The following is a 13,182-nucleotide window of genomic DNA, read 5'->3' as shown; positions in this document are numbered from 1 at the left end:
CATCCCGTGGCTCATAGCCCAGTGCCCGTTCTACGGCCATCACTGCTGCCATTGCCGCTCGCTCCACTCGCTTTGTTTCTTGAGCAAACATGTCAGTTGTCGCTTCCCGTTTGCCTTGCAGCCGTTGTAGGAGGCCGATCGGTACCACCAGCGCCCCCCCAATCACTACTGGCGGTAGAGCCGACAGTTTGCGTTCCTGCTCTAGCTCATCCAAGCGTTTTTGCAGTCGTGCCGCTAACTCATCTGCCCGTTGCTGTGCTCTAGCAGAGTTGAGCTTGGCATTCGGCTTGCCTGCCTGCTCTTGAAGCCGGAGTTCGGCAGCACGTTGATCCCAATAGTTGATCTCTTTGGTCAAGCGATCTTTGACGGCTCGCATGGTTTTGTCGATGAGTTCTGCCTTGCGTTCTCGGACTTCCTGGAGATGTTGGGGGACAAGGTTAGTGATGGCATAGGTGGTGGCTTGGGATTCAAGGTCTGCACCACGGAGGCACAGAGGACGCAGAGGATATTGAGTTTCCAGGAAGATATTTTCATCAGGGGTAAGGGGACGATAATCCAGGTAAGGCGCATATCCCCCACTCCTGATTTCTATATCTCCGTGCCTTTGTGGTTCCAAAATTTCCACATATTGCATTCGCCGCGACACCACCCGCTGTCGCCCATCTCGCCCTGTCCGCGCATCTTGAATCGAATGCTCCAAATACACCAACACCCGCACCGCTTCCCCCGGATCATTTTCATCCACCAAAATCGCCCCCTGCCGCAGCAGATCCCGATGACGCTCTAGGATCAAATCGACAGTGACATCAAGAAGAGGATGGCCGGGGCAAACAAAAGTTGCCAAAGGTTTTCCCGGAACACTGATGAGTTCTTTCTCAAAACAGATGCGCTCGTACCGTTTGAGGATGGCCTCCCCCACGCCAATCAGTCGGTCTCGATCGCGAATCACCGCTGGCACATGGGTAATCTCGTACCGCTTCGGTTCCCGCTGCCGAATCGTGCCGCCCAATCGCTGGAAAGCTTCTAGGAAAAAAGCGGCAATAAAATGGGGCTGAAGTTTGCGGGCTTCGGCGCGTTCCATCTCCTGGCGAATTTGCTGCACCTTGGTCACATCCATTGAGTCTCGTGCTAGGGCGCGTTCCTCTAGCAGCTCGCGCAGACGAGCCTGGTTAAGGCGATCAGCAACCACCTGATTCAGCCTAGCTTTCACCTCTGGACGATCGCCATAGCGAATCGCCTCGATCAACAGTTCCCGCAGTTCCTTACCGGCGATCGCCTTGCCTAACACATCAAACACTTGGCCGCCAAGGGCCTTTTGCTCAATCTCCAGCTTTTTGAGCAGCGCCAGATACACATCCCCCTCACGGGTTTCCTCTGCCACCAGATTCCAAAGATGGCAAACTTCCGTTTGTCCAATCCGGTGAATTCGCCCAAACCGTTGCTCCAGTCGATTCGGATTCCACGGCAAATCATAGTTCACCATTAGGTGTGCCCGTTGCAGGTTAATCCCCTCTCCGGCTGCATCCGTAGCAACCAACACCTGTACCGTTACATCCTGCTTAAAGGCTTCCTCTGCCCGCTTACGCTCCTCTCGACCCATGCTGCCGTGAATCGTCACCACTGCCTCTGGTCGTCCCAGTAGGGTAGTAATTTGATTAACCAGATAGTTCAGAGTGTCCCGATGTTCGGTAAAGATTACCAGTTTGCGCCGATGCCCCCCAGCATCAAACATTTCAGCACCATTCTGTAACAGTTTAGACAGTTCCTCCCACTTGCGATCCTTGCCACTGCGTCGCACCTGCAAGGCTAAATCTTCAAGCTTGAGGAGCTGGTGAATCTCAGCTTGTAGTTCCGCGATCGTCCGAGCTGCCGTGGCTTGGTCAATCAACTCTTCTTCTTGATACTCCCGCTCATCACTAGCGGAATCCTCAAAATCATCGTCCCAGTCATCTGGGTCAATGGTGGGGCCAAAGTCGATCTCCGCTGCTAGCCCTCGTTTCAAAAGTTCTTCCTCTCGCAGCCGATTCTCCAAGCGCTCCCTACGTCGTCGCAAGGATTGATAAATCGCCTCCGGCGAAGAGGCAAGGCGACGTTGCAAAATCGTCAAGGCAAAGCCAACCGTTCCTTTGCGGCCATCGTTGGCTAAGGCTTCGGCGCGGTTAAATTCTTCCCGGACGTAATCGGTGACTTGCTTATAAAGCACCGCCTCTAGATCAGATAGGACATATTTGACCGTATGTGCCCGCCGTTCCGGAAACAGCGGTTTGCCATCAAACTTCAGCAAGTCTTCCTTGACTAATCGCCGCATCAGGTCTGAGACATCGCAGGTATGCACCCCATCCCGGAAGCGCCCCTCAAAGCGATCGCCATCTAACAAAGCTAAGAACAATTGAAAATCTTCCTCTTTGCCATTGTGGGGCGTTGCCGTCATCAACAGAAAATGCCGGGTCAGGGTAGATAGCAGTTTCCCCAACTTGTAACGCTTGGTTTCCTGTACTTCCCCCCCAAAAAAGGAGGCCGACAGCTTATGGGCTTCATCCACCACCACTAGATCCCAATCGGTTTGCCCTAGCTTGGCTTGCAGGTCTTTATCGCGACTGAGCTTGTCTAGCCGGGCAATCACCAGCGGCATTTCAACAAAGGCATTTCCCGTCCGCGCTGCTTCAATCCGGTCATTGGTCAGAATTTCAAAGGGCAAATGAAACTTGTGAAACAGCTCATCTTGCCACTGCACCACCAGACTGCCTGGGCAAACAATTAGGCACCGTTGGAGGTCTCCCCGAATCAACAATTCCCGGATAAACAGTCCCGCCATAATGGTTTTTCCGGCTCCAGGATCATCCGCCAGCAGGAACCGCAGCGGTTGACGAGTCAGCATCTCGTTATAGACCGCCGTGATTTGATGGGGTAACGGTTCCACTAGAGACGTATGCACTGCCAGTAGCGGATCAAACAAATGGGCCAATCGGATGCGCTGGGCCTCAGATACCAGTCGCAACAGTGCCCCATCCCCGCCGAAGTTCCACGGTTGCCCATCTGTCATTACCGCCAGGCTAGCCTCGTCCTCCCGCAGCAGCAGTTGGGTGTGGGGCTGGCCGTTGGCATCCTTGTAGGTCAGTTCCACCACGTCGCTGCCATGCCATTTCACATCAATAACCGTGACGGCGCAGTTGGGCAAAATGCCTTTAACAGTGGCACCACGGATGAGATCTTCAAGGGTCGCCATAGGCTGCGGGGTTCCAGGACTAGAGTTTCTAGAGGCTGGCAGTTCTTAAGTCATCTTAACCACAAGATTGGGTCAGGTGACGTGCTGCCTGTTGGGCTTCACGGCGCAAGCCTGCTGCAATCCGGAACATTTCTTGGCCCGTGTGCAGATAGGATTCGTGGTAGTTGAGGGTGAAGTAGGTGAGCTGATCGATCGCATCCCCCAACTGGTTTAAGCAATAGTAAAGATTGGCAGCGATACCAGCAACATTGGCTGGGTTCGGCATAGATTGGAATAATCGTCGTGCCTGCGCTAACAGCGTCTCACAGTCTTCTAGGTAGGCTTGAAAATCTTCCATCAATTCATCGTCGAAGGGGTCTGCCGCCAATTGGTTTAACTCTGGTTGTAATGAACGCAGAACTTGGTGTAAGCAGCGATCGACCGGAGTATACACGTGGTGCAGCCATTGGTGAAGCTGGGCATCGATGTCTTGTCCACTTTGATGGGCCGATCGGTAACGATGGTGAGCACTTGCTGCTTGTCGTTGGCGAGCTTCAACGGGGTTAGCAGCCTGCTGCTCCAGTTGTAGGGTACGATCGTAGGAGCGTCGTCGCTGCGGATCTCCAATTACCTCATAGGCCATGTTGAGTTGGGTAGTAGCATCATGGCTAGCGCTCGCTTGATTGCTGTCTGGATGAAAGAGCTTGACCAACTGCCGATAGGCCCGCTTAATCTCCGCTTGGGTGGCCTTAGGAGAAACCTTCAGGATTTCGTAGTGGGTTGGCTTGGTCATAGCTCCATATCGCGGGTTTACGAAAGTCCAGCTAAAACTGGCTCTAGATCTTGAAAGAGAGGCGTACTGAGATAGCGCTCACCAAAGCTGGGTTGAATCATCACAATCAGCTTGCCCTGGTTTTCTGGTCGTTGACCGACTTGAATGGCCGCACAGAGAGCAGCACCGGTAGAAATGCCTGACAACAGACCTTCTTCCCGGGCTAAGCGGCGGCTAAAGGCGATCGCCTGGTCATCCGTTACGGTCACGACTTCATCAATCAGGTCTGTACGCAGCACCTGGGGAATGAAGCCTGCTCCGATCCCCTGAATCTTGTGCGGGCCAGGTTGCCCACCCGATAGCACAGGGCTGTTGGCAGGTTCTACGGCGATCGCCCGAAATGTCGACTTACGTGCCTTAATCACCTCCGCTACTCCAGTAATTGTACCGCCTGTACCCACCCCAGCAACCAAGATATCCACTTGACCATCCGTATCCTGCCAAATTTCCTCAGCCGTTGTTTCACGATGAATTTGAGGATTTGCCGGATTACGAAACTGCTGCAACATATACGCATTCGGAGTCTTGTCTACAATTTCTTGGGCGCGGCGAATGCACCCCCCCATACCTTCAATACCAGGAGTCAGTTCCAACGTGGCTCCAAATGCCCGCAACATAGCCCGCCGCTCAGAACTCATGGTATCGGGCATTGTTAAAATCAAGTCATACCCCCGTGCCGCAGCTACCATGGCTAGAGCGATCCCCGTATTGCCCGATGTCGGCTCTACCAAGACAGTTTTGCCTGGAGCAATTAAGCCCTCGCGTTCTGCTGCGCTGATCATACTCAGGCCAATGCGATCTTTCACCGATGCCGATGGGTTCATGCCCTCTAGCTTGACGAGGATCTGGGCTAGACAGCCCTCTGCTTGAGGAATATGATTCAATTGCACTAATGGGGTATGACCGATCAACTCTGTGATATTGCTAGCAACACGCATAGGGCTTCACCTTAGATGTAATACATGATATCAAGTTGTTTTCTGGCATCGCGACGATCGGCCAAGTCCTGGAGGGTATATCGCTGTAACACAAGTTCGGCAGCCTTGCCAGCTTCTTGCCAGATTTCGCGCACCACGTCAGATTCCAATGTCCTAGCGTCAGGAGACGACTCCAGGGATTGGGCTTCAGCGCCTTCAATGCAGTTGATAGCTTCTAATAGGGTGATCTTCCAAGGTTCTCGTGACAATACGTAGCCACCCCGTGCCCCTCGTTGCGATCGCACCAGACCACATCGCCTTAGGGTAGCTAACAATTGTTCCAGATAGCGATCGGGAATATTTTGCTTCGCCGCAATCTGACGGATTTGCAGAGGTTCACTAGTATTGTAGTAAGCCACTAGCTCTAACAGTGCTAACAACGCATATTCACTTCTACAGGACAGTTCTATCAGCACTGTGTACTAAGCAAATAATCAAGGACAAGGATGGACACTGGTTAGGCAACGCTACATAACTGCTATCTAAGTGCTACATAGCTACTAACCGACAACAGGACTAAACGGCCTATAAGTATCCTTTTAGAGTATACTCCGGTTCTCCACTGGGTTTTACTGGATTTTTAAGTAATTAGTCAGATTTTTTTGGTTTCGCCGCTTGGTTAAATCTCTTAACCCTTGATTAAGTCTCTTAACCATTGTGGGTACCCTTGCTATTGCCATGGTTTGTCTAGGTGATGGTGCAGTGATTAGGAGTTGGTGAAGATGCCCGTTGTGCTTGTGACAGGCTCTGCCGGACTAGTGGGTTCTGAGGCGGTTTGCTTTTTCTGCGATCGTGGTTATACCGTTGTAGGCATTGACAACAACCTGCGGCAGGTCTTTTTTGGCGAAGAAGCATCTACCCAGTGGAACTGCGATCGGTTACGACAAACCTATCCTCAGCAGTATATCCATCACTCGGTCGATATTCGCGATCAAGCCGCGATCGCTGCCCTGTTTCAAACCTACGGCTCAGATATCACCTTAATCATCCATGCCGCAGCACAGCCCTCCCACGATTGGGCAGCCCGCGATCCCTACACCGACTTTACGGTGAATGCCAACGGCACCCTGGTGTTGCTAGAAAATACTCGTCACTATTGTCCAGAGGCAGTGTTTATCTTTTGCTCCACCAACAAGGTCTACGGCGACACTCCCAATCGGCTACCCCTAATTGAGCACGATTTACGGTGGGAGGTTGACCCCACTCACCCCTATCACCAAGGCATCGATGAAACTATGAGTCTTGACCAGACTCAGCATTCTCTGTTTGGGGCCTCGAAACTGGCGGCTGATGTGCTCGTGCAGGAATATGGCCGCTATTTTGGGCTAAAAACCACCGTCTTTCGGGGAGGCTGCCTCACAGGGCCTAGTCACGCTGGCACCAAGTTGCATGGCTTTCTCTCCTATCTAATGCGCTGCACCGTCACTGGGCAGCCCTATCAGGTCTATGGCTACAAGGGCAAACAGGTGCGAGATAACATCCACAGCTATGACTTAATCAACGCCTTCTACCATGTCTATTTAGCTCCCCGTGTGGCAGAAGTCTATAACATTGGCGGCAGCCGCTTCAGTAATTGCTCAATGTTAGAAGCTATTCACCTGTGTGAGGCGATCGCCGATCGCAAACTGAACTGGTGTTACGTAGACCGCAACCGCATCGGTGATCACATCTGGTGGATTAGTGATATCAGTAAGTTTCAACAGCACTATCCCAGTTGGGAGTTCACCTACACCATCAAGGATATCTTGGGGGAGATCTTTACCCAAAATGTAGGGCGTTGGTAACCAGCGATCGCAGTTCAGTAGGAAGGATGGACTAGTAATGGCAACGCAGAAAACTCAGCAGACGATCGTGAAATTTCTCCTAGGGGGCGGGGTAGCGGCTGCTATCAACCTTGTCGTGATGTATTTGCTGATCGACAAACTGGGATGGAATACACCTCTGTTGCGTAATTTGGCCAATGCCATTGCCATAGAACTCTCGCTAGTTGCCAGTTTCTTTATCTATCGCATCTGGGTTTGGCCAGGAGGTTCCTGGAGGCTAAGGGATATTTGGGGACGACAGTTGCCGCTCTATCACGGTTCTGCAGGGACAGCGGTATTTGTGCGAGTTGTGCTGCTCTTTCCCTTGTTGGATTGGCTCCGGGTTCACTATGGGGTGAATACAATCATCGGGGCGCTGGTGAGTGCTGTGATCAACTTTGTGCTCAGCAATCGCGGGGCGTTTACCACTAAGGATTTATCACCCGATCGCACCCTAGCCTCCTATCCAGAAAGTCTGGCCTCTGTCTGGTTGCCCGATCGCCAACCCCTGGGTAACCGAGCTACCCTCACCCAAGAACCGCTGCCACCTGTGCAAACCTTGTCGGTGGTTATCCCGGCCCATAACGAAGAGGCTTGCATTGTGCAGACAGTACAGGCGATCGCCGACCAATTGACTGCTGCCTCCCTGAGCTATGAAATTTTGGTGGTGAATGACAACAGTCGCGATCGCACCGAGGCCCTACTGCAAGCCCTAGTTGCCCAAAATCCCCACGTGCGCTATATCAATAACTACTACCCCAACGGCTTTGGGTTTGCGGTAAAGTGCGGCCTAGAAAACTTCCGGGGCGATGCTGTAGCCATTGTCATGGCTGATAATTCGGACTCTCCCCAAAACATTGTGGACTATTACTACAAACTGCAACAGGGCTACCACTGTGTGTTTGGGTCACGCTTCATCAGCGGCGGTCGGGTGATTGACTATCCCCTGCATAAACTGGTGATTAATCGCCTTGCGAACTGGTTCATCCAGGTACTTTTTGGTCTGGATTTGAATGACACCACCAATGCCTTCAAAATGTATCGGCGAGAGGTAATTGCAGGCATAGCTCCGTTGCTGTCTCACCACTTTAACTTGACAGTAGAGATGCCCCTCAAGGCGATCGTGCGGGGCTATAGCTACGCCATCATCCCCATCACCTGGCAAAACCGCAAAACGGGCATCTCTAAGCTCAAGCTCCAGGAAATGGGCAGTCGCTATCTGTTCATTGTACTCTACGTATTCCTCGAAAAACACCTCTCCAGAGGTGACTACGCGCGGAAGCCATCCCCTATGCCACTGCTTAGTGTCAGTCAAGAATCCCCCCAATGAGAAGAGCCATGGGGCGATCGGTATTGATTACTGGCGGGGCAGGTTTCGTGGGCAGCAGTCTAGGGCTAGGGCTGGTGGCTCAGCATCCCGATTGGCAGATCACGGCCTTGGATAACTTGAAGCGCCGCGGGTCTGAACTTAACTTGGTTCGCCTTCAGCAGGCAGGCATTCGGTTCATTCATGGCGACATTCGCAATCCAGAGGATTTGGATCCAACAATATTCGCACCTAACCTACCTGATCTAATCATAGAGTGCTCGGCGGAACCATCGGTGCTGGCAGGCTATGGATCGCCAAGCTATATGCTGCAAACCAACTTAGGTGGCACGATGAACTGTCTGGAACTGGCTCGCCACACCCAGGCTGATTTCATCTTTCTGTCCACTAGCCGGGTGTATCCCATTGCTGCCCTCCAGAGCTTGCAGTACACAGAAACCGCAACCCGCTGGCAACTGTTGGATCAACAATCCCTACCAGGAGCCTCTCGCCATGGCATTGCTGAAACCTTTCCGCTGGAGGGGGCACGATCGCTCTATGGAGCCACCAAGCTGGCCTCGGAATTGCTGATTACGGAATATGCAGCAGCCTATGGCTTGCGAACGTTGATTAATCGCTGTGGAGTGTTGACGGGGCCATGGCAAATGGGGAAAGTGGATCAAGGGGTGTTTGTGTTGTGGATGGCAGCCCATTATTTTCAGCGATCGCTGCAATACATTGGCTATGGCGGCACAGGTAAACAGGTTCGTGATTTTCTTCATATTGCCGATTTGCTAGACCTGCTGCTCATTCAGATCGATCGTCTAGACGAATTGCAGGGGCAAACCTTCAATGTTGGCGGTGGCAGCTCGAACACCCTATCATTGTGGGAAACTACCCAGCGTTGTCAAGCCATTACTGGTCATACTATCCCCATTACATCAGTGCCAGAGGCTCGTCCTGGAGATATTCCCATATTTGTAACCGATGCTCGCAAAGTCACAGCAGCTACAGGTTGGCGACCCCAACGCGATGCCGATGCCACCCTGTGGGATATTTACCAGTGGATTGACCAGCATCACCAGCAGCTAAGGGACATCTTGGCATGACTTGCTGCTATGACTTGAGACTTCAGCACCTGACAGGACTTTTAGCACCTAAAAGCACACCAGTGGAATAGGCTTTATCTGCCAGACCCATCACCAAGGGATGAACGTGCATAGTTGCCTAGCCGTGAGTGGCGAAGGAGAGCCGTTGGGCTTGCTCCACCAGATGAGTTGGAGTCGGCAGCAGTGTGGTGAGCCGGGCAAACCAGCGCAAACAGGCCACCTGTGACCAGGAGCAGCAGAATAAGGCATCGATGAGTCGGTCTGCATCGTGTCTATCAGCTACTCAAGGGGGCGCGACTTGCTGCCAAAACCTAATCTAGAATGACCAGCCATCGGCTCTAGAATGACCAGCCATCGGCATTCTCAAAACCCTCCTTTATGACTTCATGACAAGGTATCTGGATCTATGCCCATGCTACGCAGGCGATCGTGTAACTGTTGCAACTCAGCCGCCATCTGCTCTGCCCGTTGCCGCTCCTGTTCTGCCCGCTGCCGCTCCTGTTCTGCCCGTTGCCGCTCCTGTTCTGCCCGCTGCCGCTCCTGTTCTGCTATGGACTCTAACTCATCACTGGTTAACAACCGTTCACCGGTTGTGCCATCTTGCATCACCAGGTGACCTTCTTGCAGGCTAATCCAAAGTCCAACTGTTTCACAAAAAATCCGCCCATCATCATCTGGAGTAATAGGCTGATACGCTCCCCCTACAAGGCGGTAGCCCAACACCTCATCCAACACAATCGTGCGATAGCGGCGGCGATCGACAATCACATACTCCTGCACTTTCGTCCTGGCATAGTGCAACACCTTCGTTTCTCGATCTGCCCTGCGATAGCGCGGTGACACTACCTCCAACACAAAGGTAGGACGAACGCCCTCATTAGCCACAATAAACTTCCCCCGGTTTTGCTGCTTGTTCGTAATGCCAAAGGCCACAAAAACATCGGGGCAATGATCCTTCATGTCGGGGCTATCCCATTCAATCAGCAGATCAGAAAACACACCCACATCTGGACGCTCTCGGTATCGCCGGGTCAGCATATCCCTAGCCTCAGCAATGATGCGGTCATGAAATGTCGTGTTGGGCAAGTGGTAGCCCTCCTGGGGATGCACAAACTCGTCTTCCGTCAATGGCACCATCTCATAATCTGTTGTGCCATCGGCCAGTGTCACTAACTCATATCGCCAGCCCCGCTCAGCCAGCTCATCGCTAGAAAATTTTCGGGGGATAGGAGTAACGGTCATAAGCCGATCAAGATACGTCAGTTAGACAATAGTACTATATGTACAGACCAATAACCATGGGGCAGACCGACAGCCGCATCGCTGATCAGTTGCAAACGAACCTGTGAAAGCCTAGCCATGACTGGATCAATGATTTTAAGAAGTACAATTCCCTAAAACCTTTACGCAGTCAAGGTTCTGGCACGTGTTGTGGATTGGATAGTGCTTTGGGAGAGGAGTTGGGTATGGGCAACTATTTCAACCTAAATTGAGACGACTATATTACTCTGGAGGGCTAGCCTGTTTGTAATCATCTACGGTCACGGGAACTGGTGCTGGAGTCCAGGGGGCAAAGATGGGGAGCAGGGCTAGGCCAGGAAGCGCTAGGACGATCGTGATCAAGAAAAACGGTACCCACCCAGTGAGTTCAGCTAGCCTGCCTGCTGGTGCCACGAGTACATCACGGCTAACAGCCATCAAGCTAGAGAGTAGGGCAAACTGAGTAGCAGAGAAGCGGCGATCGCACTGGCTCATGAGAAACGCCACAAAGGCAGCGGTGCCCAGTCCTCCACAGAAGTTTTCGATGTTGATGGCGACAATCATCAGCGGATAGTCACGCCCCACGATGGCTAGGGCTAGGTAGGCAAAGTTACTGAGGGCTTGCAAGCCGCCAAATACCCACAGGGAACGGTTAATACCCAGTTTGCTAAGAATAGCTCCCCCTAGCAGGGTGCCAACGATCGTGGCTAGTAACCCCATGCCGCCCTGAATGGCACCAATATCTGTCTTGGTGAACCCTGTGGTGAGCAGAAACGGAGTGGCCATGTTGTTAATCAGCGCATCCCCCAGCTTATATAGCACGATAAACACCAGCACCGCGATCGCTTGCCCCACTCCTGACCGTTGGAAAAACTCCTGAAAGGGCATGACCACAGCCGCTTGTAAGGATTCTGGTGGCTGCACGTCAGTATCAGGTTCTGGTGCCAGTAGGGTTGTGACTAAGCCGATCGCCATACTCGCCGCCATCAGCAGGTAGACCATTGACCAGGGAATGCGGTCTGCCAAAATTAGCGCTAGGGAACCGGTCACCAACAAGGCTATTCGATAGCCCAAGACGTAAATTGCTGCCCCAGCTCCCATTTCCAGGGGTTCTAATACATCAGTGCGATAGGCATCCACAGCAATATCTTGGGTAGCACTAAAAAATGCAATCAGTATGGCTACGATCGCTACCCATTGCAAGTTCTTCTCCGGTTGCTGCAACGCCAATAGACCAATGGTTACCATCAACAACACTTGAGTGATGACCAGCCAGCCTCGCCGTCGGCCTAGAAACGGTGGCACGAACCGATCTAAAAATGGCGACCACAGAAACTTGAGGGAATAGGGCAAGGCTACCAAGCTAAAGGCACCAACGGCTGCCAGACTTACCTTGGCATCAGTCATCCAAGCCTGTAGAGTCTTGCTGGTGAGCAGTAGGGGCAAGCCAGAGGCAAAGCCCAGAAACAGGATGACAACCATCTTGCGGTTGCCAAATACTTGTAGCAGAGAGGCAATAGAATTCACTGTGGTTACTGTGCTGATGTTTTTCCCAGATTATCGCAGGATGACATATCCGGAGACAATTGGCAGGGAACTGGCAGTAGCAGCCCCCAGAACGATCGCCTACCTAGCGTCTCTAACTTGACTGACGGCTTTCTGGAGTTTAGGTAACAGGGCATCAATATAAGCTTGCCAACCAATCACGATCGGCTGGCGATGGGCAAGGTTATCTGGATTGATGGCATGGGGCTGAAAGCTAATGGGGTTACCCTCTAAATCACAGCAGACAATGCCAGCGGCTTGTGCCAGCGCCAAGGGGCCTGTTGTATCCCACAGTTTTACTCGTCCGTTGAGATAAACATACAGCCCAGCTCGACCTTGGATCACCTCCAACACCTTTAACCCAAAGCTGCCGAGGGTGTAAAGTTGGGCAGTGGGCAAGTGGTAGCGAATGGCATCGCCGTAGTTGTGCCGATCGCGATCGCCCAAAATCATAGGACAGGGGTCAGCAGAGGGGGGCTGTGGCGGTTGAATGGGTAATGGTTCCGGAGCTTGGTCACCATCTATCTGAAACAGTCCCCATTGGGATCCACCGTAGTAGAGGCGATTGTAAGCAGGGGCGTAGATCCATCCTGCAACTGGTTGATCACCTTGTAAAACACCCACCATCACTGCATAGTCTGCTTTGCCAGCGATAAAGTCTTCTGTGCCATCCAAGGGGTCAATCAACCACAGCCGATCGTAGTTGGCATAGAATAATTGGCGCGATAGAGCATTTTCTTCCGTAATGATGCCATCTTGGGGAAACATCTGCCCAAAGGCAGCCGTCAGGTACTGGTCGAGAGCGTGATCGATGTTGGTAACATAGTCCTCTGGCCCTTTTTCAGACACGTTCACCTGCTCTGTCGATAGGGTTTTGATCAGACGACCGCACGCATACAGATGATGGCAAACCTGGAGATGATAGGGCAGAATATCAGCAGTCATGGAGTTATGGGGTATAAAAGAGAGGCTAGTAATGATGATAACCAACCGACTGCTCATCCACAGTCTTTTGCTGAGCGTGGCGATCGTTGGAGGGAGCTATCCTGCGGTTAGGGCACTGCCACCCCCCGATGATATTCCCGAAGAAGTGTTGCGGGCAGAAATCATTGTCGAAGCCCGATCGCCCTTGGATGGCAGCCCTAT

General features: G+C 52.3%; 10 protein-coding genes. 3 read left to right on the top strand and 7 right to left on the bottom strand.

The annotated features are described in order from the left end of the window. The 4 genes from NZ772_04400 to NZ772_04385 all read right to left on the bottom strand — a co-directional run. Nucleotides 1-3,226: DEAD/DEAH box helicase (locus tag NZ772_04400; GenBank protein ID MCS6812798.1), on the bottom strand; the 3,226-nt coding region annotated here is incomplete at its 3' end. A gap of 55 nt (nucleotides 3,227-3,281) precedes the next feature. Beyond that, nucleotides 3,282-3,998, bottom strand: coding sequence for a J domain-containing protein (locus tag NZ772_04395; GenBank protein MCS6812797.1), 717 nt, complete (start codon nucleotides 3,996-3,998; stop codon nucleotides 3,282-3,284). Between the two features lie 17 nt (nucleotides 3,999-4,015). After that, nucleotides 4,016-4,975, bottom strand: a complete 960-nt coding sequence (gene cysK / locus NZ772_04390; GenBank protein ID MCS6812796.1) for a cysteine synthase A — start codon at nucleotides 4,973-4,975, stop codon at nucleotides 4,016-4,018. A gap of 11 nt (nucleotides 4,976-4,986) precedes the next feature. Further along, the gene (locus NZ772_04385; protein MCS6812795.1) at nucleotides 4,987-5,427 is read right to left on the bottom strand and encodes an Rrf2 family transcriptional regulator; all 441 of its coding nucleotides are present in this window, start codon (nucleotides 5,425-5,427) and stop codon (nucleotides 4,987-4,989) included. A gap of 309 nt (nucleotides 5,428-5,736) precedes the next feature. On the opposite strand from NZ772_04385, the gene NZ772_04380 reads away from it, so the two are divergent. From NZ772_04380 to NZ772_04370, 3 genes are read left to right on the top strand one after another with little or no spacing between them, the layout of a single operon-like run. Continuing rightward, on the top strand, nucleotides 5,737-6,798 hold the full coding sequence (locus tag NZ772_04380; protein MCS6812794.1) for an NAD-dependent epimerase/dehydratase family protein: 1,062 nt from the start codon (nucleotides 5,737-5,739) through the stop codon (nucleotides 6,796-6,798). A gap of 37 nt (nucleotides 6,799-6,835) precedes the next feature. Next, nucleotides 6,836-8,146 carry a glycosyltransferase gene (locus NZ772_04375; GenBank protein MCS6812793.1) on the top strand — a complete coding sequence of 437 codons (1,311 nt, stop codon included), beginning with the start codon at nucleotides 6,836-6,838 and terminating at the stop codon, nucleotides 8,144-8,146. Nucleotides 8,147-8,154: 8 nt separating this feature from the next. Continuing rightward, nucleotides 8,155-9,231, top strand: a complete 1,077-nt coding sequence (locus NZ772_04370) for an NAD-dependent epimerase/dehydratase family protein (GenBank protein ID MCS6812792.1) — start codon at nucleotides 8,155-8,157, stop codon at nucleotides 9,229-9,231. 384 nt (nucleotides 9,232-9,615) lie between these two features. Here the strand turns inward: NZ772_04370 and NZ772_04365 are convergent, their stop codons facing one another. From NZ772_04365 to NZ772_04355, 3 genes are all read right to left on the bottom strand, one after another. After that, nucleotides 9,616-10,473, bottom strand: coding sequence for a Uma2 family endonuclease (locus tag NZ772_04365; protein ID MCS6812791.1), 858 nt, complete (start codon nucleotides 10,471-10,473; stop codon nucleotides 9,616-9,618). A gap of 261 nt (nucleotides 10,474-10,734) precedes the next feature. Next, the gene (locus NZ772_04360) at nucleotides 10,735-12,018 is read right to left on the bottom strand and encodes an AmpG family muropeptide MFS transporter (protein MCS6812790.1); all 1,284 of its coding nucleotides are present in this window, start codon (nucleotides 12,016-12,018) and stop codon (nucleotides 10,735-10,737) included. A gap of 99 nt (nucleotides 12,019-12,117) precedes the next feature. Next, nucleotides 12,118-12,981, bottom strand: a complete 864-nt coding sequence (locus NZ772_04355) for an inositol monophosphatase family protein (GenBank protein ID MCS6812789.1) — start codon at nucleotides 12,979-12,981, stop codon at nucleotides 12,118-12,120. Nucleotides 12,982-13,182 lie beyond the last annotated feature (201 nt).

Source organism: Cyanobacteriota bacterium (assembly GCA_025054735.1).
Lineage (GTDB): Bacteria > Cyanobacteriota > Cyanobacteriia > SKYG9 > SKYG9 > SKYG9.
This window is presented reverse-complemented; position numbering and strand designations above follow the sequence as displayed.